Origin of the sequence: Thioalkalivibrio versutus (assembly GCF_001020955.1) — a bacterium.
GTDB classification, from domain to species: domain Bacteria; phylum Pseudomonadota; class Gammaproteobacteria; order Ectothiorhodospirales; family Ectothiorhodospiraceae; genus Thioalkalivibrio; species Thioalkalivibrio versutus.
The window spans coordinates 1,865,803-1,890,958 of record NZ_CP011367.1 but is presented as its reverse complement, the minus strand read 5'-3'; the positions used below and the strand labels follow the sequence as shown (position 1 = coordinate 1,890,958).

At 66.6% G+C, this 25,156-nt stretch carries 25 protein-coding genes and 1 pseudogene; 12 read left to right on the top strand and 14 right to left on the bottom strand.

Features of this window, described 5'->3' with window-relative positions:
* Positions 1–23: 23 nt before the first annotated feature.
* The 5 genes and pseudogenes from TVD_RS08795 (at position 24) to TVD_RS08775 (ending at position 7,025) form a co-directional block, all read left to right on the top strand.
* Positions 24–404, top strand: a complete 381-nt coding sequence (locus tag TVD_RS08795) for a DUF2237 family protein (protein ID WP_018144213.1) — start codon at positions 24–26, stop codon at positions 402–404.
* Positions 405–546: 142 nt separating this feature from the next.
* Positions 547–2,883, top strand: coding sequence for an HDOD domain-containing protein (locus TVD_RS08790; RefSeq protein WP_047251380.1), 2,337 nt, complete (start codon positions 547–549; stop codon positions 2,881–2,883).
* Between the two features lie 278 nt (positions 2,884–3,161).
* A pseudogene (locus TVD_RS08785) lies at positions 3,162–4,352 on the top strand (HD-GYP domain-containing protein); the annotation flags it as partial.
* An 86-nt stretch (positions 4,353–4,438) separates the two neighbouring features.
* Positions 4,439–5,659, top strand: coding sequence for an ISL3 family transposase (locus tag TVD_RS08780; RefSeq protein ID WP_047250638.1), 1,221 nt, complete (start codon positions 4,439–4,441; stop codon positions 5,657–5,659).
* Between the two features lie 88 nt (positions 5,660–5,747).
* Positions 5,748–7,025, top strand: coding sequence for an EAL domain-containing protein (locus TVD_RS08775; protein ID WP_047251379.1), 1,278 nt, complete (start codon positions 5,748–5,750; stop codon positions 7,023–7,025).
* A gap of 178 nt (positions 7,026–7,203) precedes the next feature.
* On the opposite strand, the gene TVD_RS08770 is transcribed toward TVD_RS08775, so the two are convergent.
* Positions 7,204–7,794 (bottom strand): CPBP family intramembrane glutamic endopeptidase, encoded by a 591-nt coding sequence (locus TVD_RS08770; protein WP_047251378.1) that lies wholly within the window; start codon positions 7,792–7,794, stop codon positions 7,204–7,206.
* Positions 7,795–7,956: 162 nt separating this feature from the next.
* Complete coding sequence (locus tag TVD_RS08765; protein WP_047251377.1) at positions 7,957–9,576, bottom strand: BCCT family transporter; 1,620 nt, start codon at positions 9,574–9,576, stop codon at positions 7,957–7,959.
* A 252-nt stretch (positions 9,577–9,828) separates the two neighbouring features.
* On the opposite strand from TVD_RS08765, the gene TVD_RS08760 reads away from it, so the two are divergent.
* Positions 9,829–10,134, top strand: coding sequence for a hypothetical protein (locus TVD_RS08760; protein ID WP_047251376.1), 306 nt, complete (start codon positions 9,829–9,831; stop codon positions 10,132–10,134).
* Between the two features lie 321 nt (positions 10,135–10,455).
* Here TVD_RS08760 and TVD_RS08755 read toward each other — a convergent pair whose 3' ends face one another.
* From TVD_RS08755 to TVD_RS08735, 5 genes are all read right to left on the bottom strand, one after another.
* On the bottom strand, positions 10,456–10,722 hold the full coding sequence (locus TVD_RS08755; RefSeq protein ID WP_018938096.1) for a DksA/TraR family C4-type zinc finger protein: 267 nt from the start codon (positions 10,720–10,722) through the stop codon (positions 10,456–10,458).
* Between the two features lie 96 nt (positions 10,723–10,818).
* Complete coding sequence (gene trpB / locus TVD_RS08750; RefSeq protein WP_019568633.1) at positions 10,819–12,015, bottom strand: tryptophan synthase subunit beta; 1,197 nt, start codon at positions 12,013–12,015, stop codon at positions 10,819–10,821.
* A 148-nt stretch (positions 12,016–12,163) separates the two neighbouring features.
* A complete protein-coding gene (locus TVD_RS08745) occupies positions 12,164–12,787 on the bottom strand; it encodes a phosphoribosyltransferase (protein WP_047251375.1) in 624 nt (207 codons plus the stop codon).
* A gap of 43 nt (positions 12,788–12,830) precedes the next feature.
* Positions 12,831–13,364 carry a macro domain-containing protein gene (locus tag TVD_RS08740; protein ID WP_047251374.1) on the bottom strand — a complete coding sequence of 178 codons (534 nt, stop codon included), beginning with the start codon at positions 13,362–13,364 and terminating at the stop codon, positions 12,831–12,833.
* Between the two features lie 92 nt (positions 13,365–13,456).
* Positions 13,457–14,452: an LLM class flavin-dependent oxidoreductase gene (locus TVD_RS08735; RefSeq protein ID WP_019568634.1), complete on the bottom strand. Its 996-nt coding sequence runs from the start codon at positions 14,450–14,452 to the stop codon at positions 13,457–13,459.
* 92 nt (positions 14,453–14,544) lie between these two features.
* On the opposite strand from TVD_RS08735, the gene TVD_RS08730 reads away from it, so the two are divergent.
* A complete protein-coding gene (locus tag TVD_RS08730) occupies positions 14,545–15,018 on the top strand; it encodes an aminoacyl-tRNA deacylase (RefSeq protein WP_019568635.1) in 474 nt (157 codons plus the stop codon).
* A 101-nt stretch (positions 15,019–15,119) separates the two neighbouring features.
* Entirely contained in the window at positions 15,120–15,557 is a 438-nt protein-coding gene (locus tag TVD_RS08725) for a nucleoside deaminase (protein WP_047251373.1), read from the top strand.
* Positions 15,558–15,608: 51 nt separating this feature from the next.
* Here TVD_RS08725 and TVD_RS08720 read toward each other — a convergent pair whose 3' ends face one another.
* From TVD_RS08720 to sohB, 6 genes are all read right to left on the bottom strand, one after another.
* Positions 15,609–16,682, bottom strand: coding sequence for a succinylglutamate desuccinylase/aspartoacylase family protein (locus TVD_RS08720; RefSeq protein WP_038038162.1), 1,074 nt, complete (start codon positions 16,680–16,682; stop codon positions 15,609–15,611).
* Positions 16,683–16,779: 97 nt separating this feature from the next.
* Positions 16,780–17,685, bottom strand: coding sequence for a 30S ribosomal protein S6--L-glutamate ligase (gene rimK / locus TVD_RS08715; RefSeq protein WP_018144195.1), 906 nt, complete (start codon positions 17,683–17,685; stop codon positions 16,780–16,782).
* Positions 17,682–18,185 (bottom strand): ATP-dependent zinc protease family protein, encoded by a 504-nt coding sequence (locus TVD_RS08710; protein WP_047251372.1) that lies wholly within the window; start codon positions 18,183–18,185, stop codon positions 17,682–17,684. Before TVD_RS08710 ends, rimK begins: the two co-directional genes overlap by 4 nt.
* Positions 18,186–18,289: 104 nt before the next feature.
* The gene (locus TVD_RS08705; protein ID WP_047251371.1) at positions 18,290–18,754 is read right to left on the bottom strand and encodes a DUF302 domain-containing protein; all 465 of its coding nucleotides are present in this window, start codon (positions 18,752–18,754) and stop codon (positions 18,290–18,292) included.
* A gap of 194 nt (positions 18,755–18,948) precedes the next feature.
* Positions 18,949–19,452 carry a DsrE family protein gene (locus tag TVD_RS08700; protein ID WP_018175758.1) on the bottom strand — a complete coding sequence of 168 codons (504 nt, stop codon included), beginning with the start codon at positions 19,450–19,452 and terminating at the stop codon, positions 18,949–18,951.
* A 77-nt stretch (positions 19,453–19,529) separates the two neighbouring features.
* Complete coding sequence (sohB, locus tag TVD_RS08695; RefSeq protein WP_019571719.1) at positions 19,530–20,615, bottom strand: protease SohB; 1,086 nt, start codon at positions 20,613–20,615, stop codon at positions 19,530–19,532.
* 47 nt (positions 20,616–20,662) lie between these two features.
* On the opposite strand from sohB, the gene TVD_RS08690 reads away from it, so the two are divergent.
* The 4 genes from TVD_RS08690 to TVD_RS08675 all read left to right on the top strand — a co-directional run bounded on the left by TVD_RS08690 (position 20,663) and on the right by TVD_RS08675 (position 24,565).
* A complete protein-coding gene (locus TVD_RS08690) occupies positions 20,663–21,052 on the top strand; it encodes a hypothetical protein (protein ID WP_018144190.1) in 390 nt (129 codons plus the stop codon).
* Between the two features lie 298 nt (positions 21,053–21,350).
* On the top strand, positions 21,351–22,244 hold the full coding sequence (locus TVD_RS08685; protein ID WP_476718446.1) for a LysR family transcriptional regulator: 894 nt from the start codon (positions 21,351–21,353) through the stop codon (positions 22,242–22,244).
* A gap of 100 nt (positions 22,245–22,344) precedes the next feature.
* Positions 22,345–24,129 carry an N-acetylglutaminylglutamine amidotransferase gene (locus TVD_RS08680; RefSeq protein ID WP_019571722.1) on the top strand — a complete coding sequence of 595 codons (1,785 nt, stop codon included), beginning with the start codon at positions 22,345–22,347 and terminating at the stop codon, positions 24,127–24,129.
* Between the two features lie 7 nt (positions 24,130–24,136).
* Positions 24,137–24,565 carry a DUF488 domain-containing protein gene (locus TVD_RS08675; protein ID WP_047251369.1) on the top strand — a complete coding sequence of 143 codons (429 nt, stop codon included), beginning with the start codon at positions 24,137–24,139 and terminating at the stop codon, positions 24,563–24,565.
* Between the two features lie 10 nt (positions 24,566–24,575).
* On the opposite strand, the gene moaB is transcribed toward TVD_RS08675, so the two are convergent.
* A complete protein-coding gene (moaB, locus tag TVD_RS08670) occupies positions 24,576–25,112 on the bottom strand; it encodes a molybdenum cofactor biosynthesis protein B (protein WP_018170056.1) in 537 nt (178 codons plus the stop codon).
* Positions 25,113–25,156 lie beyond the last annotated feature (44 nt).

Below are 25,156 nucleotides of genomic sequence, written 5' to 3'. Positions count from 1 at the left end.
AATAGCAGACGGAGATTCCCTCAATGCAGCCATTTCCCTCGAAGAACGTGTTTGGCGGGGCCCTGGAGCCCTGTAGTCGCGGGCCGGTCACCGGTTTTTATCGCGACGGCCGTTGTGCCACCGGCTACGACGACCAGGGCATGCATACCGTGTGCGCCGAGCTCACCCGCGAGTTTCTCGATTTCTCCCTGGCACGGGGGAATGATCTGATCACGCCGGTTCCGGAATTCGGCTTCCCCGGCCTGGAGGCCGGGGATCGCTGGTGCCTGTGCGCCGCGCGCTGGCTGGAGGCCTACCGGGCGGGGGCGGCGCCCGGGGTCTTCCTGCGCGCGACGCACGAGGAGACCCTGGCGGTGATCCCGCTGGACATCCTCAAGGAACACGCGCGCGACCCAGCTGATTGAGATGGAGGCCCTCCTCGGAGGGTCGGTGGGGGGTCGGGGTGGGCCCCGTTGAATACAGGGAGAAGACGGATGGATCCGTACATGGTGGGGCTGACAATCGTTCGGGTCGATAACGTGGGCATGGGAAATCGGGGGGTGGCCGATGGTTGACCGCAAGGCCGTGCCCGAGATCGAACGCTTCCGGATCACGCGGACGCTGGGTACGAGTGCCCGCGACGGGCTCTATGTCGCGCACGACCCGCTGCTGGATCGGCAGGTCGCGATTCGAACGCTGACCAACGTCGCGGCGGACGCTTCGACCCGCCAGGCATTGCTTGAAGATGCCCGCCGGTTAAGCCGCTTTCGGCACCCGAACATCGCTCCCATCTTCGAGGCGGGGGACTACGCCGAGGGCGTCTACCTGGTGTTCGAGTACGTCGAGGGCGAGACCCTGGAGCAGATCCTGGCGCGCGGACCCTTGCCGATCGATCGCGCCCTGGCCCTGATGCGCGAGCTGCTGGATGCGGCAGCGGCGGCGCACGAGCAGGGCATTCTGCACGGGGCCTTGCAGCCGGCGAACGTGACCGTGAATCCCGAGGGACATGCGCGCATCACCGGGCTGGGCATGGCGCTGCCCGACGTGGCCGCGCGCGGCGAGAGCCACCTGCCGGATACACCCTACTATCTGGCGCCGGAACGGCTGGCGAACGAGGCCGCGACCGAAGGGTCCGACGTGTTCTCCCTGGGGGCCTTGTTCTTCGAGATGCTGACGGGCGAGCGCGCGTTTGCCGGTGATAGCCCCGCGGCGATCCGGCAGGCGATGCAGGCGGGGGCGCTGGAGCCACCCTCCGGTCGCACCGGCAATGGCGACGAACGCTTCGACGCCCTGGTACTCCGGGCCACCCGCCCGGATCCCGCCGAGCGTTTCGCATCGGCCCGCGAGTTTCGCGAGGCGCTGGTGGTGGCCGTCGAGGGCGAAGGCCAGACGGGCGATGGATCGCAGGACTTCATCCTGCGGCGGATCCGGCGCAAGCCTGATTTCCCCGGTATCTCCAGCCACATCCGCGAGATCACCCAGTGTTCCGACGACACGATGAAGCGCTCGGTGGCCGAGCTGTCGAATGCCGTGCTGAAGGACTACGCCACCACGCAGAAGCTGCTTCGGCTGGCGAACTCCCCCTTTTACAGCAACTTTGGCGGCAATATCCGCACCGTTTCGCGCGCGATCGTGCTGCTGGGCTTCGAACAGGTGCGCACGGCGGCGCTCGGGCTGGTGCTGTTCGAGAACCTCAAGGGCGGGCGTCATTCCGGACGCCTGATGGAGGCGCTGGTCGGCACCCTGTTCAGCGCCATGCTGGCGCGTGATCTGGCGGAGCAGGTCGGCGGGGTGGAGAGCGAGCGGGCGTTCGTCTGCGCGCTGTTCCACGATATCGGTCGCATGCTGGTGTTGTACTACCTGCCGGAGGAGGCGGACGAAATCCGCATTCGTGTGGGTCAGGGTACGGGTGAGGGCAGTGCCGCCCGTCAGGTCCTGGGGATCTCCTACGAGGCCCTGGCGCGCAGCGTGCTGGAGGACTGGAACTTCCCGCGCGAGATCGTTACGTCGGTGGAACGGGCTCCCTCGGGCACGCTGCCGGCCGCGCGGGATGCCGACCAGCGCCTGCATCGCATCGTCACCCTGGCGTCGGAGATGGGGCAATGCATTACCCAGGCGGACCGCGACCAGCAGGGCGCTCTGCTGACCGATCTGCGCAGGCGCTACGAACGTGCCCTGGGCGTGGATGCCCGCGGCATGCAGCGGGCCATCAAGTCCGGGCGCGAGCATATGGATCACTTCCTGACGGTGGTCAAGCTGCCGCCGGAGGGCCGCGAGCCGTTGAACCGGCTGAAGGCGAATCTGGGTGTGCAGATCGATGACAGCGACGCGGCGGATATCGAAGCCGCGGAGGGGAGCGGCGAAGCGGCGGCAGCCGCAACCGCCGATCCCGCCGCCCAGGCCGCGGCACTGATGGAGACCCTCACCGACATGCTGGACAGCATGGTGGGCGGATTCGAGCTGAACACATTGATGCAGACAACGCTCGAGACCCTGTACCAGACCCTCGGTCTGCGGCGGGTAATGCTGATGCTCGCCGATCGCGAGCATCGGGTGCTGGTGGCGCATACCGCCTTCGGAAAGGATGCCGAGACGCTGTCCGGACGGCTGCGACTCGCGCTCGCGGGCAAGGGCGACATCCTGTCGCTGGCCCTGGAACAGAAGAAGGACCTGGTCATCACCGACAGCCACGAGGCCTCGATCAGTCGCTATATCCCCGACGAGTTCCGCCAGGCCCTGGATGCGCGCAGTTTTCTCCTGCTGCCGCTGGCGGTGCGCGATCGTTGTATCGGGCTGCTGTATCTGGAATTGCCGGCCGGCGCAGCCGTGGAACCGACGGTCCTGCGGGCCCTGAAGGCCGTTCGCAATCAGATGGCTCTGGCCATTCGGCAGGCGCGCGATTGACGTCGCCCCCACCCGCGGACGCGCACGGGTGGGGGCGGTCTGCACAGTGTCGATCGCTCCCCCTCAGTCCGCCGGATGGGGCCGGCGGATGCCGGCTTTTGCGAACGACTAACGGATTCTGCACTCAATCGCTGTTGCCCCTCGATAAGTGGCGCTAAGGTGGAGATGATGCAAAGCTGGTCGAACATTATGGCGGCCAGATGCGACAGTTGGACAACAGTGGTATGCCCTGGGGACTGTTACAGCAGGAGATTCCGGTTTCCGATCTGCAGGTTGGTATGTACGTCAGCCGGCTCGATCGTCCGTGGCTGGAGACGCCCTATCTGGTCGAGGGGGTGCGGATTCGCTCGCAGGACGATATCGACGAGCTCGCTCGCCATTGTGTGCATGTGTTCGTTGATCTGGAGAAGAGCGCGCCGGCGTCGCTGAGCCGGCTGCCATCGGCCGCGGCGTCCGCGCGGACTACCGTGACGGCCTCGAGCCCGGCCGAGGCCGCCCAGTTCCGCGGCATGACGGTGTATCGCGATCACTGCTCGGTGGAGCAGGAGCTCCCTGCGGCCAGGGAGGCTCAGGCGATTGCCGGGCGTGTGCTGGAGCAGATCCGTGCCGGCATGGAGCGCAACCCCGGGGTGCGTCTGGCGGCGGCCCGCGAGGCGTCCGAGGCGTTGCGCGAGAGCGTGGAACGCAACCCGGACGCCCTGCTGCTGCTGGCCAGGCTGAGCCACTCGGACGATGTGCTGTACGCCCACTCGCTCAATGTCGCGATCCATCTTCTGGCGCTGGGCCGGCACATGGGGCTGGATCGAGCCGAGTTGTCGATCCTCGGGCTGGGTGGTCTGCTGATGGACATCGGCAAGATGCAGATGCCACGGACGCTCCTGGGGCGCCGCACGCGGCTGTCCCCGGATCAGCGGCGCGAGATTCAGCGCCACGTGGAATATGGCGAGGCGATCCTGCAGCGCTCCCACGGGATCCCGGAGGGCGTGCGCGACATTGTCGCCCAGCACCACGAACGCGAGGACGGGCGTGGCTACCCACGGGGTCTGGTAGCCAACCAGATCTGTGCCTATGCGCGCATGGCGGCTATCGTGGATTCCTACGAGGAGATGCTGACGGAGGGCGGCCTGGCCCGGACCCCCTTCGAGGCCCTGAAGGAACTGCGGGAGAACGCGCGCTGGGGGCTGAATTCGGCGCTCGTGGATCAGTTCACCCACTGCGTGGGGCTGTTTCCCGTGGGCAGCCTGGTGGAGCTGGACAACGGCGAGGTCGCGATCGTGCTGAGTCACCGCCGCACGCAGCGCTTCATGCCCCGGGTGATGCGCATCCTCGATCCGTCCCATATGCCGTATCCCGACCCGTGGGAGCTGGATCTGGGCTCGCCTGCGCCGGATTCCGAGGGGGCGCGGCGGCAGATCCTGCGCGACCTTCCGGCGGGTGCCTACGGGGTCGATCCGGCGCGCTATTATCTGGTTCATCGAAGGATACCGGGGAGGTGTTCGACCGCTGAAGGGCATCGTAGTCTCGCGTGGAGCCAGGAAGGACACGGGAGGGAGCGATGCTGGACAAGAAGACGTTGCAGAAGCTGGGCGGCTGGGAAGGCTATCGGCTGGAGCGTGCGGTTTGGCCGGAGGAGGCCGGCGGCACGCTGGAGTTGCACCTGAAGCCGACGCGGCAGTGGATGCACTGCGAACGCTGCGGTCATCGGACCCGGCAGGTGCACGAGACGACGCTGCGGCGGGTCCGGGATCTTCCCCTGTTCGAGTACCGGGTGGTGCTGGTGGTGCCGCGTCGCCGCGTGTGGTGCGAGCACTGCGGCGGTCCCCAGTTGGAGCGGCTGAGCTGGCTGGGGCGCTATCAGCGGCTGACCAACCGGTTGGCGGATGCCTGCAGTCAGTTGTTGCGTTCGGCCAGTATCCAGGCCGTGGCCGTGTTCTATGGCCTGGGCTGGCACACGGTGAAGACGGTGGACCGGCATCGACTGGCGGCTGCGCTGCCGGAGCCGGACTGGGCGTCGATCCGCTATCTGGCGATGGACGAGTTCGCCCTGCACAAGGGGCACCGCTACGCGACCGTGGTGATCGAGCCGATCCGGCGCCAGGTGTTGTGGGTCGGTGAAGGCCGCTCGCGCGAGACCGCGCGGGCCTTCTTCGAGCAGCTCCCCGAAGGCGTGCGCGAGCGCATCGAGGCGGTGGCGATCGACATGACCACGGCCTTTGAGCTCGAGATCCGGGCGCAGTGCCCGCGCGCCGAGATCGTCTATGACCTGTTCCATGTGGTCGCCAAGTACGGCCGCGAGGTGATCGACCGGGTGCGTGTCGACGAGGCGAAGCGCCTGGGCGACGACCGACAGGCTCGACGAGTGATCAAGTCCAGCCGCTGGCTGCTGTTGCGCAACCGGGCATCGTTGAACGCCGGCCAGGCGGTGCACCTGGACGAGCTGCTGCAGGCCAACCAAGCGTTACTGACGGTCTACCTCTTACGCGACGAACTCAAGAGACTGTGGTTCCAGCGCAGCCCCGAGCGGACGCACCAGGCGTGGCGGCAATGGGTGCAGCAAGCGCACGAGAGTGGAATCCAGGCCCTGCAGCGCTTCGCACGCCTGCTGGAGCCCTACCTGCCCGGCATCGTCTCGCGCTGCCGCCACCGGCTGAACACCAGCGTCGTCGAGGGCATTAACAACACGATCAAGGTCATCAAGCGTCGGGCCTATGGCTATCGCGACCAGGAATACTTCTTCCTCAAAATCCGCGCAGCCTTCCCCGGTAATGCTCGATGAACCTATTATCTTTGAGTAGATGCGCTTCCGTATGGGGGACCGCATCTACTGATTTCGCCACATGGGCGTAGCCGCCGGACTTCTGTCGATGTCGAAGCTGTTTGAATATCACGATTTTCTCCGTGCCCTGGGCGGGATTTCCCCGCGCCCGCAGGGGGCCGGGGCGCAAGCAGCCGTGACCGTCATCGAACTGGAGGGGCTAAGGGACGTGGACGCGGCCCTGGGGTACGCCGCGGGAGACGAACTGATCCGGAACGCGGGTCAGGCGCTGGCGAGCGCCCTGAGCGATGGCCTGGTCGGGATCACCGGACGCCATCAGATCACCTGTGCGCAGCCGGCCGTGGCCGGGAGTGGGTTCGCCGAACTGGCGGCCCACAAGATGCTGCGGGTGTTGAGTGAACCGTTTGCCTGTGGTGAGCGGCAGGTGCTGCTTTGGCCGCGTGCCGGGCTGGCGCTGGCGGGCCCCCGGGTGGTGCGCCCGCAGGATTTGCTGGCTCATGCCTATGCCGCAGTTCGGCAGGCGCGACGGGCTCGGGCGCGCCTGCGCCTGTATGCCCCGGAGGCGGCGGCGACCATGCTGGAGGGCGTGGATCTGTGGTCCCAGCTGGGGCAGGCCATCGAGGAGGGAAGCCTCCACCTCGAGTATCAGCCACAGGTCGCGCTGGCATCGGGCTGCGTGCAATCGGTGGAAGCCCTGTTGCGCTGGGATCACCCGCAGTATGGCTCGATCCGTCCGGACACCATGGTGCGGGCGGCGGAGGGAACGGACCTGATGCCCCGGCTGACGCACTGGGTCTTCAACACGGCCCTGCGCCAGTGTGCCGAGTACCGCCAGGCCGGACTGGATGCGGGGATCTCCGTGAACTTTTCTGCCGACGACCTGCAGGAACGGGAGGTGGTGGATCTGGTGGCGCAGTCACTGGAGGTCTGGCAGGTGCCGGCGGAGAGCGTCACGGTGGAGCTGACCGAAACGGCGGTGATGGAGAGTCACGACGCCGAGGCGCGTGCGGCCCTGCACGGGATGAAGGACCTGGGCTTGCGGGTGTCCATGGATGACTTCGGTATTGGCTATTCGTCGATGGAGCGGCTGCTGCGCATGCCGCTCGACGAGCTCAAGATCGACATGACCTTTGTCCACGAACTGGTGTCCAGCCGGCCGCACCAGCGCATCGTGGAATCCATGATCGGGCTCGGCCAGAAGATGGGCCTGAGCGTGGTGGCCGAGGGCGTGGAAGATCAGGAAACCCTCGACCGCCTGCGCGCTCTGGGCTGTGATCTGGTGCAGGGTTTTTATCTCGGCCGGCCGGCGCGCCTGGCGCAATTCATGGAACAGACGCGCGCGGGCCGTGACCCGGGCGCGTGCTGAACCCGCCCAACCGGTCCTCGTTGCGGCGCGCCAGCGCACCGATCCCGCAGTCTGGAAGCATGACGCGTGCTCCCGGGGCAGGCAGTCGGTGACGTCGACCCCCCGCCCGTGGATGGTCATCCAGCAGGGGCAAGGCGGGGTTTGGCGGGCCCGTTCCCCCTGGATAACTGCTGGACGATCATGCGCCGCCCCTGCCGGCATCGCGGGAACGCAGGTACCAGTGGATGACGATCCAGTCGTACAGGGCATGGGTGACGATCACCACCAGCAGGTTGCCGGTCAGGTGATAGAGCACCCCGAGGTAGAGCCCGATGACGGTGGCGAACACAAAGTACAGGCGGCTGATCGAATGGGCGAGTCCAAACACGATCGCCGCGGCGACGATCGCCCACTCGGGTGACCAGCGTTCGGTCAGCCAGCCCTGCAGCACGCCGCGCACCAGGAGCTCCTCGCCGATGCCGGCGAGGAGCGAGATCAGCAACACCGCGCCGGGGAGCGCGTGACGAAAGAGTTGCCGCACGAAATCCCGCACCTGATCGGCCAATGCACGGTAGGGTCCCCAGCCGCTGGACGCGAGCGCCCCCAGGAGCACCAGCATGGGCAGCACCGCCAGTGCACCGAGGGCGACGGCGTCGAGGTTCCAGTCGATCTGCTCGCCCAGCGAGATATCCGCAACTCGGGCCAGGATCAGGGCCAGCGGGATCAGCGCCGCCTGGAAGGCGATGCCGGCCAGCAGCGGGTGTCGGGCGATGCTGTGGCGCCGGCTCACAGTCGCGTCAATGGAAAACGGATATGCATCACGCGCGAGGATGCCCGATTCCGCGCCCTGCTGTCCCGGACAAGAAAATCCCCGCGCCGCCGGAGCGGGCGCGGGGATGCTCGGGATGCAAATCCGGACGGCCCTTGCCGGGCCATCGAGGGGCGCACTGCGTCAGGTCTTGGCTTCCTCGATGCGGATCAGGGCCAGCTCGTGGAACAGCCCCTTCATCAGGCTGACACACATTACCAGCAGCACGATGACGAACGGCAGTCCGGTGCTCACCGCCCCGGCCTGCAGGGCATTGAGGGCCGCGGCTCCGCCAACTGCCAGCAAGACACCGGCGACCACGCCTTCGGTTGTGGCCCAGAACAGGCGCTGGGACTGCGGGGCGTCGGTCTTGCCGCCGGAAGTGATGGCGTCGATCACCAGCGAGCCGGAGTCCGACGAGGTGATGAAGAACACCAGCACCAGGGCAATCGCCAGGAACGAGGTGATGGCGGTGAAGGGCAGGTGTTCGAGCATCTGGAACAGGGCCAGGGAGGAATCGGAGATGCCGTCTGCCAGGGCGCCAACGCCATCGCGGGACTGGGTCAGCCCGGAACCGCCGAAGGCACTCATCCAGACCACGGTGACCAGGGTCGGCACCAGCAGCACCGCGGTGACGAACTGGCGCACCGTGCGCCCGCGCGAGACGCGGGCGATGAACATGCCGACAAACGGCGACCAGGAGATCCACCAGGCCCAGAAGAAGATGGTCCAGGCGTGGTAGAAGGTCTCGTCGTCGCGTCCGACCGGGTTGCTGAGCGGGATGATGTACTGCACGTAGCCGGTGACCGTGGTGCCGATGCTGGAGAGGAATGCGATGATGCCCCCGGCGACCATCACGAACAGCAACAACACTGCGGCGAACACCAGGTTGATGTTGCTGAGGAGCTTCACCCCGCCATGGATGCCGCGCATGACCGACAGCAGGGCAATGATGGTCACGCCGATGATGATGGCGATCTGGGTGTTCAGGCCGGTATCGATGTCGAACAGGAATCCGATGCCCGAAGCGGCCTGCTGCGCACCCAGGCCGAGGGAGGTGGCGAGGCCGAACATGGTCGCCAGCACGGCCAGGATGTCGATCACGTGGCCGATCGGGCCCCAGATGCGCTCCCCGAGGATGGGATAGAACGCCGAGCGGACGGTTAGCGGCATGCCCTTGTTGTAGGCGAAGAACGCCAGCGCCAGGCCGACGACCGCGTAGATCGCCCAGGGGTGCAGGCCCCAGTGATACATGGTGGCCCCCAGCGCCGCCTGCCGGGATTCTTCGGTCCCGCCTTCGATCCCCAGCGGTGTGCCGAACCATTCGGTGAAGTAGCCCACCGGTTCGGCGACGCTCCAGAACATCAGGCCGATGCCCATGCCCGCGGCGAACAGCATCGAGAACCAGGAAATGACCGAGAATTCCGGCTTGGCGTCCTGGCCGCCGATGCGGATGCGCCCGATGGGCAGGACGATCAGGGCCAGGCAGAACAGGACAAAGATGTTGCCGGCCGACAGGAACAGCCAGTCGAAGGTGCGCCCGATCCACTGACGCGTGTTGTCGAGGTGCTCGTTGGCCTGTTCCGGAAAGACCAGGGACAGGATGACAAATACGACAATCAGCAGGGCACTGGTGACGAAGACCGGGTTATGCAGGTCCAGCCCAAGCGGGTTGATGTTCTGATCCCCGATCTCGTGCTCGGTGTCGTATTCCGCTTCCAGTTCCTTTTTCTGCTCTTCGAGATCGTGCGGATTCTCGTTCACCGTCTCCTCCTCGCTTCTTGTTTTTATCGGGTGCCTGCGTCAGCCTCGGCGCGCGGCGACCTCGTTGAGTAAAGACGGGCAATCGGCAAATTGCAAAGCCCTTTGGCCGATTGGTTGCACGGGCGTTATGGGGGCGCGGATCCGCGTCTCCCGGAGGCGGCAGGTGCACACAGGGCCTGCTCGCAGTGGCCCCGTGGTCCACGCACCGTTACCGTAGTAGCGACGATGAACCCATGTGCAGAGGGGAACCGAATGAAGGCCTTGTTGATTGATCCGGAGCAGCAGACGATCGAAGCCGTGGACGTCCAAGGGCGTGACGACATTGCCCGGCTGATCGGGTACGACACGCTCGAGTCCGACGAGATCGGGCCGGATGGTGATCGCCTGTTCTTCGACGAAGAGTGCTTCCTGCGCGGAACCACCGGGCGTTTTCAGATCGACAGCGTGATCCCGGTTTCCGGCAAGGGGCTGGTGGTTGGCAGTGACGATGATGGCGCGACCCTTAAGGACGTCGCGTCCGAACTGGAGTCCATCCGGGGCCGGATGAAGTATCTCTAGGGGAACACTGATTGATGTACACGCTCGCGCGCGAGTCGCTTTTGCGTGCGAACAAGGCGCGGTGACTGCCGTGCAGTCATTCTGCACAAGGGAGCCGCAACGCCGTTCCCGCGCCCGTTTTCATCAACAACGGGCGGCCGAGCCCCGTCTTTCAATAGCTTGTGGGATTGGCACCCCGGGTTCCCCGATCCTGCGTTGCGCCCTGAAGACATCAAAAACGGGCGGGTAGAACCACTACCCGCTGCACGACGCGCCTGGTCTCGGAAAACCTGGGCTGCCAACGCGAGCGTGTACATTAATCAGTGTTTCCCTGGGGCGAGATCAACGCAGCTGGCTGTCCTTGGAGGCCCGCCGGTTGTAGGGGCTGGTGGCCTGCTGCGCCGCGTCCTCCGCCTCCTGGCAGCCCACGCACAGGCGCACGCCCGGCAGGGCCTGGCGCCGGCCTTCGGGAATCGGCGCCCCGCATTCCTCGCACTCTTTCAGACCTTCCCCGGTGGGAATCTGGCTGCGCACCCGTTGCAGGGCGTCCTCGACCGTGTTGTCGATCTGCTCCTGCTCCGCACCGTCTTTTGCCCATCCGCCTGCCATCGCGAGGCCTCCGCCCGTGGTCAACAAGACTGAGACCGGCGCAACCTGGCCTGAAGTTCCCGTAGCGCCGCCTTCGAGCCGTATTGGCGAGGCGGGCTACCCGTGTCCGAACTCGCGGGCGACGTAGTCGATGTCCTTGTCGCCACGACCGGAGAGGTTGGCCAGGATCGTCGTGCCCGGGTTCTCGCGGCCGTGCTTCATGGCCCAGGCGACGGCATGGGCGCTTTCCAGGGCCGGGATGATCCCCTCGGTGCGCGAGAGCTGGTAGAAGGCATCCAGGGCCGCGTCGTCGTTGATGGCGTGGTAGGCGACGCGCTCGGTGGTCTTGAGGTAGGAGTGCTCCGGGCCGACGCCGGGATAGTCCAGCCCGGAGGCGATGGAGTGGACCGGGGCCGGATTGCCTTCCGCGTCGGCCAGCAGCATGCACTTGAAGCCGTGGATCATGCCCGGCTTGCCGTAGGTCATGGTGGCGGAGTGCTCGCCGAGCTTGGTACCGCGTCCCAGCGGCTCCACGCCGTTGAGTTGCACCTGGGCGTCCTCGATGAAGCCGGCGAACATGCCCATGGCGTTGGACCCACCGCCGATGCAGGCGACCACGTGATCCGGCAGCTCGCCACCGCTCATCTCCAGGTACTGCTCGCGGGCCTCGATGCCGACCACCGACTGGAAGTTGCGCACCATCAGCGGGAACGGATGCGGCCCGACCACGGAACCGATCGCGAACAGGGCCTCGTCCGCTTGTGAGAGATAGGACTGGAAGGCGGAATCCACGGCCTCCTTCAGCGAGCGACCGCCAAAGGAGACGGGCACCACCTGGGCCCCCATCAGCTTCATGCGGGTCACGTTGGGTGCTTCCTTGGCGATGTCGATCTCGCCCATGTGGATCTCGCATTCCATGCCGAAGTAGGCCGCCGCAGTGGCCAGCGCCACGCCGTGCTGGCCGGCCCCGGTCTCGGCGATCAGCTTGCGTTTGCCCATGTGCTTGGCCAGCAACGCCTCGCCCATGCAGTGGTTCAGCTTGTGCGCGCCGGAGTGGTTCAGGTCTTCGCGCTTGAGATAGATATGCGCGCCCACCGAACGGCTCAGGTTATGGGCGTAGTACACCGGCGTCGGGCGCCCCTGATAGTGCTTGCGGATGTAGCGCAGTTCGTTCAGGAAATCGCCGGAGCGCGCCAGGGTCCGATAGGCGTGGTTGATCTCGGCGAAATGCGGTTCCAGTTCCGGCGGCAGGAAGGCGCCGCCGAATTCGCCGAAGTAGCCTTCCGGGTTGGGAAAATCCTTGAGATACGACATGGGCAGTCTCGATGCCAGGTTGGTGGGCCGGGTGGAAGGGCCCGTTGGGTTGGATCGGGTTTCGTGACCCGGGGTGACCGGGCCGGGTCCATATCATCCGTTCCCCGAACCCGATTGCCAACCCGGGCGGATCCCGGTCCGCGTCGTCCTACGCGGAAAAGGGCAGGTCGTTGTAGCGGATTACGCGGTCCAACTGGGCCGCGTCGAGTTCGAGGCCGTAGTCCTGCTGCAGACGCGTGCGCAGCTCGGTGGCGGTGGTCGGGGGCGGGTCCATTTCGCGGGCGAACTGGCCGACATCTTCGATGACGGCCCAGGGGTAGAGGATCCAGCGCCATTCCTGCACGGCCTGACTGTGGAAATCGGCGGGGCACTGGGTGCTGGCCTTTTCATGCAGCACGGCGGTGCGCACGGCGGCCGGTTGGAAGCCCTCCAGATGGGGGCGGGCGGCCACCAGGGTGTCGCCGGAGTCGTTGACGTCGTCGACCAGCAGGACCCGTTCGCCGCGCACATCCCCGGCCAGCGGGATGGTAACGGCCGCTCGCTGCTTTTCGCGCGCGCCCGAGGTGTAGTGCTCGACCTTGAGGCTGAGCAGCTTGTGCACTCGGAGGAAGTCGCACAAGAATCGCGCGGGCATGAACCCGCCGCGGGTGATGGCCACGATCGTGTCCGGCCGAAAGTCGCTGGCCCGTATCTGGCGTGCCAGGTCGTCGGCGCGGTGGACCACCTCCTCGACCGGGATCAACTGCACGGGCATCTTGCGCGGCGGGTTCATGCGTGGAGCTCGTGGAGGTGTGAAGCCGTGGGAACGGCGGTGATCATGCCGCCAGTTCGCCAAGGATGCGGGTATGGGTCTCCAGATCGCCCTCGGTATGCAGAACGAAGCGGACATGGCCGACGGCATCCAGCCGGGGCGTGGCGGCGATCACGGTTTCCAGGGCGATGCGGGCGGCTTCCTCGACGGGATAGCCGAAGGCCCCGGTGGACAGCGCGGGAAATGCGACGCTGTAGGCCCCGGCTTCTTCGGCGCGGGTGAGGGCGTTGCGATAGCAGGCAGCCAGCAACCGGCTGGCCGGTTCGTCGTGCCCGTAGACCGGTCCCAGGCAGTGGATTACGAAGCGATTGGGCAGGTTGTGGGCACCGGTCAGTACGGCCTGGCCGGGTTCAATCGGAGCCAGGGGCTGGCATTCACGCTCCAGACCGGGCCCCGCGGCGTGGTGGATGGCCCCGGCCACGCCGCCGCCGGGCCGCAGCCAGGCGTTGGCGGCATTGACGACCGCGTCCATGTCGCGCTGGGCGGCGATATTGCCGGTGATGCATTCGATGGTGATGCCGTGGACCTTGACGCGCATGTGTCCCCCTGTTTCTGAATGGGCTCGGCCACTCCGGCCGTCGCCTCAAGCATAGGGCCCCAGTTCGGTCGGGTGAACAGGTGGTCCGGTTTTCACATGGTGATTCGGTCGCGCACCTCCGCCGTTAGTTCCAGCGAGCGCCGGCGCGCCGCATGGTCAAAGGTGGAGGTGGTTACGATCAATTCGTCGGCGCCAGTCTGGTCGAGAAACTGGCGGATCTCGGTTTCCACCGTGTCCGGCGCGCCAATCGCGGAACAGGCCATCGTCTGTTCGACGATCGCGCGTTCGGCGCGGTCGAGGCGTTCGCGGTAGCCCTCGATCGGCGGCTGGATCGGTTCGGGGCGACCCCGCCGCAGGCTGACAAAGGCCTGTTCCATGGAGCTGGCCAGGGTTCGCGCCGCGGCGTCGGTGTCGGCGGCATACACGTTGTAGCCGAGCATGGCGTAGGGGCGATCCAGCCATGCGGACGGCCGGAACTGGCTGCGGTACAGCTCCAGTGCGTTCATCAGATGCCCGGGCGCGAAGTGCGAGGCAAACGCATACGGCAGGCCCATCTGGGCGGCCAGCTGGGCACCGAACAGGCTGGAACCGAGGATCCAGACGGGCACGTGCTGGCCGGCGCCGGGGATGGCGCGGATCACCTGGTCCGGCTGGGGGTCGTCGAAATAGCCCAGCACCTCGGCGACGTCACGCGGGAACTGGTCGGGGTCGATATCCGGGGCCCGGCGCAGGGCGCGCGCGGTGGTCGGGTCGGTGCCGGGTGCGCGCCCCAGCCCGAGGTCGATGCGGCCCGGGTACAGCGCGTTCAGGGTGCCGAACTGTTCGGCGACCACCAGCGGGGCGTGGTTGGGCAGCATGATGCCCCCGGCACCCACCCGAATGCGCTGTGTGGCGGCTGCCACCTGGCCGATCACCACCGCCGTGGCTGCGCTGGCGATGCCGGGCATGTTGTGGTGTTCCGCCAGCCAGTAGCGCTGGAAGCCGAGGGCCTCGGCGTGTTGCGCAAGATCGAGGGTGTTGTGCAAGGCGTGGGTGGCGTCCCCGTCAGCGGTGATCGGGGCCAGGTCGAGTACGGAAAAGGCAGTCATATGCTTGATTGTACCGACCTGCTGGATCCGTGCAGACGTAGGCGATCCCGGTGGGGTCTATAGTCGAAGGAAGACACTGCGGAGCGTGCGCCATGAGTATCCCCGGGACCCTGAACAACTTTCTGGCCGAACATGCGGTGGCCTACCAGCTGGTGCCCCATCCGCATTCGAATTCGGCCAGCCGCACGGCCGAGGCGGCCCATGTGCCGGGCGACGCCGTGGCCAAGGCGGTGTTGCTGGTCGAGGAGGATGGACAGTACCGATTGGCCGTCGTACCGGCCACGCGCCGCGTAAAACTGGGGCAGTTGCACCGGTTGTTGGGCGAGCACGTGGGCCTGGCTACCGAGGACGAGGTGGCCCGCGTCTTTGCTGACTGCGAACGCGGCGCAATCCCCGCTCTGGGCGCCGCTTACGGGCTGGAAACCCTGCTTGATGACAGCGTGCTGGAACAGCGCAACGTGTATTTCGAGGCTGGCGATCACGAGTCGCTCGTCCGGCTGCGCGAAACAGATTTCCTCCATCTGCTCGGCCTGCCGCGGCGGGGCCAGTTCAGCGCCCACATCTGACGCCCGCTCCATCGGCGTCTCACGCGTGGGGCGGACTCGATCTTGCAATGCCGCATCGGCTACCGTCAGCCTGAATTCGTTGCGACAACTGGGTGACGACGATGGATCCGTTTCTGGAAATGGCGCTCGACGAAGCGCGTACGGGGCTGGGCGAGGCGGGGATCCCGATCGGGTCGGTGCTGGTGCACCGGGGCGAGGTGATTGGGCGCGGGCACAACCGGCGGGTGCAGCAGGGCAGCGCGATCCTGCATGCAGAGATGGATGCGCTGGAGAACGCCGGCCGGCAGCCGGCGCAGGTGTATCGCGAATGCACGCTCTACACCACGCTCTCGCCCTGCGCGATGTGTAGCGGCGCGATCGTCCTCTACGGCATTGCGCGAGTGGTGATCGGGGAGAACGAGTCGTTCCTGGGGGAGGAGGCGTGGTTGCGCGGTCACGGCATCCAGGTGGACGTGGTCCAGGACCCGGGCTGCCGCGAACTGATGCGTGCGTTTATCGAGACGCACCCCGAGCTGTGGCACGAGGACATCGGCCACTGAGCCGGATGGCCGGCGCAAGGGCCGTGCCCGGCGTGTCCCTCGGCGTCTCCTTCAGGGTGTCTCGAGCCGCTGCTGATCGGCGTAGGGGTAGTCGCTGGCCTCCAGGTTTTCCTGAAAGGTCTCCAGGCGTTCCACGGCGAGGTCCGTACGGTTGAACTGGGCGATGTGGAACAGTGCATCCCCTTCGTTGATCAGCGGCAGGTTGAGCTGACCAATGATGATGCCGGAGGCCGGGGCGAGGATCTCGGTCTCGGTTTCGCCAAACGGGTCGGAGATGATCGCCAGGCGGGTCTGGTCGCGGACCACGCGGTCGCCGTGGCGCACGAAGGTGCGCAGGATGCCGCTTTGGGGCGCGCGGACCCAGCCGCTGGTGCGCGCCATGATGGGTTCCTTGCGCGGGCGCCGGCGTACGGCCGGCAGCATGCCCAGATGGCGCATCACCTCGATGATGCCGTGCACCCCGCCGCGGATGGAGAGCTCGTCGAAGCGCAGGGCCTCGCCGGCCTCGTACAGCAGGATGGGGACTTCCCGTTCCGCGGCGGCCTCGCGCAGGGAGCCGTCGCGCAGGGCCGAGTTGAGAATCACCGGGGCCCCGAAGGCGCGCGCCAGATCGAGGGTCTCGGCGTGATCGAGGTTGGCGCGGATCTGCGGCAGGTTGGAGCGGTGGATGGCGCCGGTGTGCAGGTCGATGCCATGGGTACTGTTCTGCACGATTTCGCGCATGAACAGGCGCGCAACGCGAGCCCCCAGTGAGCCTTTCTGCGAGCCGGGGAAACAGCGGTTCAGGTCACGCCGGTCGGGCAGGTAGCGGCTCTGGTTGATGAAGCCGTGCATGTTGACCACAGGGATGGCAATCAGGGTTCCCTTCATGCGCCGCAGGGCGGGGACTTTCAGCAGGCGGCGGATGATCTCGACGCCGTTGATCTCGTCGCCGTGGATGGCGGCGCTGACAAACAGCACGGGCCCCTTGCGCCGACCGCACAGCACCTGTACCGGCATGTTGGTCGGGGTGTGGGTGTACAGCGCTCCCAGTTCCAGCTCCACCGTGCGCCGCTCGCCGGGGCGGACGGTGGTGCCACCAATGGTGATCGGCTTGTTGCGCAGTGACTGGGGTATGCCGGGCATCAGGGAGCCACCGAACAATGTGCATACGCCCGCGCGGGTCGCTCTTGCGTGCGGTCCACCCGCTGCGAGTGAAGTGTAGCCTTGCGACTCAAGGACACTAGCCGCTCCCTTTGGTCTTCGTCCGGTTGGGCTTGGCGTTCTTCTCGATGAACTCGATGATCATGCCCGCCACATCCTTGCCCGAGGCATTCTCGATGCCCTCCAGGCCGGGCGAGGAGTTCACCTCCATCACCACCGCGCCATGGTTGGAGCGCAGCAGATCCACGCCACAGACGTTCAGGCCCATGACCTTGGCCGCGCGTACCGCGGTGGCACGTTCTTCCGGGGTGATGCGGCACAGGGAGGCGCTGCCGCCGCGGTGCAGGTTGGAGCGGAACTCGCCGTCCTTGGCCTGGCGCTTCATCGCCGCGACGACCTTGTCGCCGATCACGAAGCAGCGGATATCCGAGCCCTTGGCCTCCTGGATGTATTCCTGCACCAGGATGTGCTGCTTCAGGCCCATGAAGGCCTGGATCACGCTCTCGGCCGCCTGCTTGGTCTCGGCGAGCACCACGCCCAGCCCCTGCGTACCTTCCAGCAGCTTGATCACGCAGGGCGCGCCGCCCACGGTCGCCAGCAGGTCATCGATGTCGTCCGGCGAGTGGGCAAACCCGGTCACCGGCAGGCCGATGCCGCGGCGCGAGAGCAGCTGCAGGCTGCGCAGTTTGTCGCGCGAACGCGAGATGGCCACCGACTCGTTCAGCGGGTAGACGTTCATCATCTCGAACTGGCGCAGGATCGCGGTGCCATAGAAGGTGATCGATGCCCCGATCCGCGGGATGACCGCGTTGAACTGGTCGAGGATGTCGCCCTTGTAGTGGATCTGCGGGCTGTGCGCGGTGATGTTCATGTAGCAGCGCAACGGATCCACCACGCGGACCTCGTGGCCGCGCTGTTCGGCCGCCTCGACCAGGCGTCGGGTGGAATAGAGTTTGCTGTTGCGCGAAAGGATGCCGAGTTTCATTCAGGCGCCTGCTGGGCTGTAGGGATTTGCGGTCGGTGGCTGGCGACAAACGAGGCCTGGGGGTCGACAAGAAAGCGACCGCGCATGGCCTCGCGGCCGAGCAGCATGCGAAAGAGCATGGTATCGCGGCTGGTCAGGGAGAGTTCAACTGGCAGTACTACGGCACCGAGTTGCACCCGGGTGGCGATGAAGTAGCGCTCCCCGGTGTGCCCGCCGGAATCCGTCACCTTGCGGACGTCCAGCACCGGCGCCTCGCACCACATTTCGGTCTCGCTATCATGCTGGTGGGGGTGGATGCCGAAGCGCACCCACTCGTGGTCATCACGCGTGAAGGGTTCGATCTGGAAGGTATGCAGCGCGGAACTGCGGGCTCCGGTATCGACCTTGCACTTGATCGCGGGGATGCCGAGGTCGGGCAGGCCGACCCATTCGCGCCAGCCGAGGATGGGCCGGTCGCGGATGTCGGGTGAGGTCTGGCTGGAAGGGGACGGGCGATCCACGTCGGCTCCCGGAAAGGATGGAAGCCTCACTATAACCAATCGCCCGCCCGGCGCGAGTGAACCTCAGCAGGGCTGCGCCCGTGCGGCGGGGATCGAGCAGGTGCTCAGTCCTCGGCGATGGCCGCGTTGGTCAGGTTGTCCAGCGCGTTGCTCATGGTATCGAGGATGTCATCGCGGTCGTCGATGCCGTGGCGTTCGGCCACCCATTCCGGATCGTTGTAGGCGAGCCAGGTCTGGCCGTCTGCATCGGTCCACGCCAGCGCCTTCATCGGCAGGTCGATGCCGGCGGTCTGCTGGCTGGTGAACAAGTGGCTGCCGAGCGCCGGGTTGCCGAACATCAGGAGTTCGGTCGGGCCGAGTTCGATATCCACGCCGTCCGCCTTGGCGGCGTGGTCCCAGCGCAGGGCGACGCCGATATCGTTGGCTTCCAGGGCATTCTCCAGCCGATCCAGGGTCTCGGAGGCGGAATGCGGGCTGGCCTTGGCGATCATCCCGGGTACGTCGGCGGCCAGCGCCGGGGCCGCGATCAGGGCCAGGGGCAACAGCGCGGTCAGTAGCGTCTTCTTCATGACAAAGTCCTTGTGCAGTAATGGGTGCGTCGAGCGAGTGGCGACGATCGACCGGGTGGTTTCGTCATCACGTCCGGAAAAGGTAGACGACCCATGCAGAATTTTCAGCGACCGGTCTACGGAAGCGTGATCGGGTCGTGGGACAACGCCCGTGCACGGTGTTCGGCCCTGGGTGGCCGAACACCGTTCGAGGATTACTGCATCAGCAGATAGCCTTCGTGCTGCAGTTCGATGATCTCGGCATCGGCCATCGGTACGACGTTCACGAAGCCATGCACGTCTTCCACGTCGATGCCGCGCAGGCGCGCCGAGGCCTCGCACATGCGGAACTCGATATTGCCGGACTGGGTGAGCGAGCGCGCGCGACGCATCAGTTCCTCGTGCTCGCCAAACTCGTCGCGAGTGAAATACGGGACCTCGGCACCGTGCAGCACCAGGACGATGTGCGATTCGAACGGGTCCGCCTCGTAGACGTTGTTCAGCATGCTCACGCGGTCCAGTACGCCCTCCAGCTCGCTGGGGCTGCTGGTATACACGTCGTAGACCACCTTGCGGGGTTCGTACTGCCGGTCCATCTTTTCGGCCGAGCCCCAGGGCAGGTTGTCGTCCGCGCCGGCCACAAGCGGCGTGGCCATGAGACTGGCGGCGGCCAGCAGGATCAGCAGAAGACGGGTCAGTGGGTGGTTGTTTCGTTTCATGGGGGACTCCGATTGTTGCAGTAGATCGTGTGAGGTTGACGGTCTCGCCCGCCAAAGCGTTCCCCGGCAGGTGGACTTTACATCCGGGTTTCCGGCCCCTGGCTGCGCAAAACGCGCTCGAGGATGGATTCCATCGCAAAGGTGATGCGCCGGCCCAGGGTCTGCGGGCGGTGATAGGTCAGTTCGAAGACGTCCGCCTCGCGGGTCAGCTCCAGCAGCAGATCGTCGCTGGTGCGCAGTTCGTCGGCCAGCCCCATCTCGCGGGCCTGTTCGCCGTACCAGTGTTCGCCGGTGGCGACCTGGTCCAGGTCCAGTTGCGGGCGGTAGCGGGCGAGAAAGGTCTTGAATAGCTCGTGGGCCTCTTCCAGTTGTTCGCGGAATTTCTTCCGGCCCTCGTCGGTGTTCTCGCCAAGCATGGTCAGGGTGCGCTTGTATTCGCCTGCGGTCAGCAGTTCGATGTCGATATCGTTGCGCGACAACCAGCGGTGAAAGTTGGGGATCTGGGCGACCACGCCAATCGAGCCGAGCACCGCGAATGGCGCGGCGACAATGCGGTGACCGACCGCCGCCATCATGTAGCCGCCGCTGGCGGCGACGCGGTCCACCGCCACGGTCAGGTCCAGCCCGGCTTCGCGCAGGCGTGCCAGCTGGGCGGCCGCGAGCCCGTAGGAGGGCACCAGCCCGCCGGGGCTCTCCAGGCAGACGATGGCGCGGTCCTGTTCCGGTCGCGCCATGGTGAGGATGGCGGTGACCTCCTCGCGCAGGCTCTCGACGCTGGAGGCGCGGATATCACCGTCGAAGCGCAGGACGTACACGCGCGGGCGTTCGGCATCCGCCTCGCGGTCGGAACGGGTGCCACCGAGCTTGTCGGTCTGTTCGGTTTCGGTTGTGGCGGTCGAGTCCCCCATCCCCTTGCGCGGCAGCTTGCGTGCGGCCCAGTGGCGCAGGCGTTCCACCCGCCCGCGGCGGCGCTCCACCGCCCGGCGCACGGTCTTCTCCATCCGCTCGAAACGATCGTTCAGGCGTTTGACGTTCAACCGGTCCGGCTTGCCCTCGCGCGACCGGCCGACCAGGCCGGCGATCGCACTCAACACAATGAGCCCGGCGATGACGGCCGTGGCGGCCTTGGCGACGAAAAGTCCGTATTCCTGAAGAAATTCCATTGGGTGTCCTTGATGAGCCGGGATGTCCGCGCAGGCATAATGCCAGCATGGATACCGATACAGTTGAAGACCCTCGTAGCGCGGGACGGTTTCACGGCCAGGAAGGTTCCGCGGCCGGGCCGACGCCGGAGCCGATCATCCATGCCGGGTATGCGACCCTGAGTCTGCGCCAGGTCGATGCATGGAACGGCGTGCCCAAGGGCACGGCCTTCCGTCTGTTCAAGGCGCGCAAGCATCAGCTGCGCGAGGGCGTGGACTTCTTCTACATCCCGGAAGGTCGCGACCCCGAACTCACCGAGACCCTGCGTCTGGACGGGCGGATTTACCCCTCCACCGTACACCTGGTCCTGCTGACCGGCGCGGCCTATGCCCGCATGCGCGAGGAATGGCATGCGCGGACCCACAATCCGGGCTGCGGCTGCCCCGAGGAACACTAGGGGTGCGCGCATCAATGGTCCCGTTCGTGCTCGAGTCGATTGTGCTCGCGGACCCGGCAGAGCGACTGCCATGCCCTCGCTCTGCACAAGGGAGCCGCAACGCCGTCAGCGGGCCCAACGTTAGTAGAAGGCAAACGCGGCCGCGGCGCGTCATGCAATGGTGTGTGGGGTTGATGCCCCAGGTTTCCCGACCCTGTGTTGCGACCCGAGACAGACAAAAACCGGCCGGTAGCATCACGCTCGGTGGCGCGCCGCGCCAGGTCCCGGGAAACCCGGGGCACCAGCGCGAGCGGGTAGATTGATCCGCGTCACTCTCGAACAGTGGCGCATGTTGCAGGCGGTGGTGGACGCCGGGGGCTTTGCGCGTGCTGCGGAACGGGTGCACAAGAGTCCGTCGAGCATCAACCACGCGGTGCAAAAGCTGGAAGAACAGCTGGGCGTCGACGTCTTCGAGATCAAGGGCCGCAAGGCGGTGCTTACCGCGGCCGGCGCGGCGCTGTTGCGCCGGGCCGGCCACCTGCTGGAAGAGGCGGCGGAGATCGAGACCCTGGCCGGTGCGCTGGCCGCCGGGGTGGAATCCGAAATCCGGTTGGCAGTGGATCAGCTCCTTCCGCGGGCGCCAGTGATCGGGGCCCTGGAGGGGTTTTCACGGGCCTACCCGGCCACTCGCATCCAGCTGCACGAGGTGGTGCTGAGCGGTGGGCCGGATCTGCTGCGCGAAGCGGCGGTGGACATCCTGCTGGGTCCGGAACTGCCATCCGGCTACCTCGGGACCTGCCTGGGCGAGTTGTCGATGGTGTGCGTGGCGCACCCTTCGCATCCCCTGGCGCAGGGTGAAGCGCCGCTGACCCGGCGCGATCTGCAGCCGCACCGCCAGGTCGTGGTGCGGGACTCGGGTGCCCAGGCCTCCGGTGAGGGCGGCTGGGTGGAGGCGGACCAGCGCTGGACGGTGTCGCACATGGGTACGGCCTGCGAGATCCTGCGCTCCGGGATCGGCTTCGCCTGGATGCCGGAGGACCGGATCGCCGAGGATCTTGCCGCGGGAGGCCTGGTCGAACTGAATCTGGAGGCCGGGGCGCGTCATGCGGTGCCGTTCTACATTACGCATGCCGATCGCGACCGAGCCGGCGCGGCCAGCCAGTCCCTGATGGACGCACTGGAGCAGGCGTTTCGAACCGAGCAGTCGTCCTGATCGCCGCTTGGGGGAGCGGGTTTGCCCGCGAAGCCCCGCCCGCGTCGGACGATGGCCACGAAGCACAACCCAAGAAGTCCCAACCAGCAAGGAACCAATCATGTGCGGGATCGCAGGAGAATTCGTCTGGGGTGAACGGCGCGCGAGCGGCGAGGCGGTCGCGCGCATGCTGCCCTGTCTGGAACGGCGCGGGCCGGATGCCGACGGCCTGTGGGCTTCTGGTCGGGTCGCCCTTGGCCACCGGCGGCTGTCGATCCTGGACCTGTCGCAGCGCGCGCACCAGCCGATGTTCGATCCGGAGACCGGGCTTGCGCTGGTGTTCAACGGCGCGATCTACAACTTCCGTGCGCTGCGCAGCGAACTGGAAGGACGCGGCCACCGCTTCTTCTCCACCGGCGACACCGAGGTCATCCTGCGCGGCTACGCCGAGTGGGGCGAGGGCATCGTCGCCCGACTGCATGGGATGTTCGCGTTCGCACTGTTCGATGGCAACGCCCAGCGTCTGTTGCTGGCGCGCGACCGCATGGGCATCAAGCCGCTGTACCTGGCCCGCGTCGGTGAGGGCATCCGCTTCGCCTCCAACACCCAGGCGCTGCTGGCGGCCGGCGACGTGGACACCGAGCTGGATGCGGAGGCCCTGCACATGCTGTTCTCGCTGCACGCGGTGGTGCCCGCGCCGCGCACCGTGCTGCGCGGCATCCGCAAGTTGGAGCCGGGGCACTACCTGAGCATCGACGCGCGGGGCCAGGAGCGGTTGCAGCGCTACTGGACGCTGCATGCACACCGCCCGGCCGAGCCGGTATCGGACGGCGAGTGGCAGGAACGCATCGAGCATTCGCTGCGCCAGGCGGTGCGCAAGCGGCTGGAGGTGGCCGATGTGCCCGTCGGCGTGCTGCTCTCCGGTGGGCTGGATTCCTCCCTGCTGGTCGCGCTGGCGATGGAGGAGGGTGCGCAGGATCTGCGCACCTTTACCGTCGGCTTCGAAGACCAGCCGGAGGAGAAGGGCTCCGAGTTCGAGTATTCCGACCCCGTCGCGGAGCGCTATGCGACCGACCATCAGGCCACGCTGATCCCCAACGACCAGGTGCTGGCCCGGTTGCCGGAGGCGGTGGGTGCCATGGCCGAGCCGATGTTCGGCCAGGATGCGGTCGCGTTCTACCTGCTGTCCGAGCAGGTCTCGCAGCATGTGAAGGTCGTGCAGTCCGGTCAGGGCGCCGATGAGGTGTTCGGCGGCTACTTCTGGTATCCGCAGATGGCGGAGGATCGCCATGGCGACTGGGTGGAACGCTTCCGGCGCCACTACTTCGACCGCGATCATCCGGAGATGGCCGAGATGTTGCGCCACCCGCCGGCGAACGACGTCACTGGTGACTGGCTGCGCGAGCAGTTCGCCGAACTGGAGACCGACCGCGCGGATTCCTTCATCGACGCCGTGCTGGCGCTGGACGTGACCACGCTGATCGTGGACGACCCGGTCAAGCGCGTGGACAACATGACCATGGCCTTCGGCCTGGAGGCGCGGGTGCCGTTCCTGGACCACGAGCTGGTCGAGACCGCCGCCGCGATGCCGCCGCATCTGAAGCTGGGCGATGGCGGCAAGGACGTGCTGCGCCGCATCGCTCGTGGCCGGCTACCGGACGCGGTGCTGGACCGGCCCAAGGGCTACTTCCCGGTGCCGGCACTGAAGTACGTGCGCGGCGATTTCCTCGAGTTCATGCGCGACATCCTCACCTCGCGCGCCTCGCGCGAGCGGGGCCTTTATCAGCCGGCCTACATCGACAAGCTGCTGGACGCGCCTGATCAGTACTTCACCCGCATCCAGGGCTCCAAGCTCTGGCACGCCGCCCTGCTGGAGTACTGGTTGCAGACCCACGTGGACCGGTAATCGCCGTATGGAACAGGTGCGGATCCGGCGCGTCTACGACCCGGTCGATCCCGGGGATGGGACGCGTGTGCTGATCGACCGCCTGTGGCCGCGCGGGGTGAAAAAGTCGGCGCTCCTGCTGGCCGCCTGGGAAAAGTCGCTCGCTCCGTCCACCGACCTGCGACGCTGGTTCGGCCACGATGTGGAGCGCTGGCGCGAGTTCTGTCGCCGGTACCGGGCGGAACTGGGAGCGGCTCCCGAGGCTTGGGGCCGCTTGCTGGGGTATGCCCGTCGCGGCCGCCTGACGCTGCTGACGGCCACCCGGGACGCCGAGCACAGCCATGTGGCGGTGCTGCGCGCTCTCCTCGACGCCGAACGGGCCGAGGAGGAACCAACGGGCGAGCGCGCCTCGCCGGTATGCTTCGCGCCCGACGAGTCCGGGCCGGCCCCGGATTGATCGTGTTTCGTCAAACTTCCTTCAGGCGCGGCATCAGCATGGTGAGGTTGCAGGGCATGGTGCGGTCGTCGAGCTGGGCCTGGATGATGCGGTCCCAGGCGGTGCGGCAGGCGCCGGTGGAGCCGGGCAGGACGAAGAGGTAGGTGCCGTTGGCAACGCCGGACAGGGCCCGTGACTGCAGGCTGGAGGTGCCAATCTCATCGAAGGAGAGCATGCGGAACAGCTCGCCGAAGCCCTCGATGGTCTTGTCCAGCAGGACCGAGGCGGCCTCGGGGGTGCCGTCGCGGCCGGTAATGCCGGTGCCGCCGGTGGTCAGCACCGCGTCGATAGCGGGATCGGCGATCCAGCGCGAGAGTTCGGCGCGGATGGCATAGATGTCGTCCTTCACGATCTTGCGCTCGGCCAGCCGGTGACCGGCGCTTTCAAGGCGTTCCACCAGGGCGTCGCCGGAACGGTCCTCCGCGAGTTCGCGGCTGTCGGAGACGGTGAGCACGGCGATGTTCAGCGGTGTCTTGACGGGCGTGGTTTCCGGCGCGGAATCGGTCATGGCAACGTCCTGTTGGTGTATCGTGGCGTCCATCTTAATGAGTT

What these genes read in the sequence shown, in the direction of transcription:
- TVD_RS08675 (WP_047251369.1), top strand. Translation starts at nt 24,137, where the DNA reads ATGGAACAGGTGCGGATCCGGCGCGTCTACGACCCGGTCGATCCCGGG.
- TVD_RS08690 (WP_018144190.1), top strand. Translation starts at nt 20,663, where the DNA reads ATGGATACCGATACAGTTGAAGACCCTCGTAGCGCGGGACGGTTTCAC.
- TVD_RS08775 (WP_047251379.1), top strand. Translation starts at nt 5,748, where the DNA reads ATGTCGAAGCTGTTTGAATATCACGATTTTCTCCGTGCCCTGGGCGGG.
- TVD_RS08760 (WP_047251376.1), top strand. Translation starts at nt 9,829, where the DNA reads ATGAAGGCCTTGTTGATTGATCCGGAGCAGCAGACGATCGAAGCCGTG.
- TVD_RS08700 (WP_018175758.1), bottom strand. Translation starts at nt 19,452, where the DNA reads ATGAAACGAAACAACCACCCACTGACCCGTCTTCTGCTGATCCTGCTG.
- TVD_RS08680 (WP_019571722.1), top strand. Translation starts at nt 22,345, where the DNA reads ATGTGCGGGATCGCAGGAGAATTCGTCTGGGGTGAACGGCGCGCGAGC.
- TVD_RS08735 (WP_019568634.1), bottom strand. Translation starts at nt 14,452, where the DNA reads ATGACTGCCTTTTCCGTACTCGACCTGGCCCCGATCACCGCTGACGGG.
- TVD_RS08705 (WP_047251371.1), bottom strand. Translation starts at nt 18,754, where the DNA reads ATGAAGAAGACGCTACTGACCGCGCTGTTGCCCCTGGCCCTGATCGCG.
- TVD_RS08725 (WP_047251373.1), top strand. Translation starts at nt 15,120, where the DNA reads ATGGATCCGTTTCTGGAAATGGCGCTCGACGAAGCGCGTACGGGGCTG.
- moaB (WP_018170056.1), bottom strand. Translation starts at nt 25,112, where the DNA reads ATGACCGATTCCGCGCCGGAAACCACGCCCGTCAAGACACCGCTGAAC.
- TVD_RS08740 (WP_047251374.1), bottom strand. Translation starts at nt 13,364, where the DNA reads ATGCGCGTCAAGGTCCACGGCATCACCATCGAATGCATCACCGGCAAT.
- TVD_RS08730 (WP_019568635.1), top strand. Translation starts at nt 14,545, where the DNA reads ATGAGTATCCCCGGGACCCTGAACAACTTTCTGGCCGAACATGCGGTG.
- trpB (WP_019568633.1), bottom strand. Translation starts at nt 12,015, where the DNA reads ATGTCGTATCTCAAGGATTTTCCCAACCCGGAAGGCTACTTCGGCGAA.
- TVD_RS08780 (WP_047250638.1), top strand. Translation starts at nt 4,439, where the DNA reads ATGCTGGACAAGAAGACGTTGCAGAAGCTGGGCGGCTGGGAAGGCTAT.
- TVD_RS08755 (WP_018938096.1), bottom strand. Translation starts at nt 10,722, where the DNA reads ATGGCAGGCGGATGGGCAAAAGACGGTGCGGAGCAGGAGCAGATCGAC.
- TVD_RS08790 (WP_047251380.1), top strand. Translation starts at nt 547, where the DNA reads ATGGTTGACCGCAAGGCCGTGCCCGAGATCGAACGCTTCCGGATCACG.
- rimK (WP_018144195.1), bottom strand. Translation starts at nt 17,685, where the DNA reads ATGAAACTCGGCATCCTTTCGCGCAACAGCAAACTCTATTCCACCCGA.
- sohB (WP_019571719.1), bottom strand. Translation starts at nt 20,615, where the DNA reads ATGGAATTTCTTCAGGAATACGGACTTTTCGTCGCCAAGGCCGCCACG.
- TVD_RS08720 (WP_038038162.1), bottom strand. Translation starts at nt 16,682, where the DNA reads ATGCCCGGCATACCCCAGTCACTGCGCAACAAGCCGATCACCATTGGT.
- TVD_RS08745 (WP_047251375.1), bottom strand. Translation starts at nt 12,787, where the DNA reads ATGAACCCGCCGCGCAAGATGCCCGTGCAGTTGATCCCGGTCGAGGAG.
- TVD_RS08795 (WP_018144213.1), top strand. Translation starts at nt 24, where the DNA reads ATGCAGCCATTTCCCTCGAAGAACGTGTTTGGCGGGGCCCTGGAGCCC.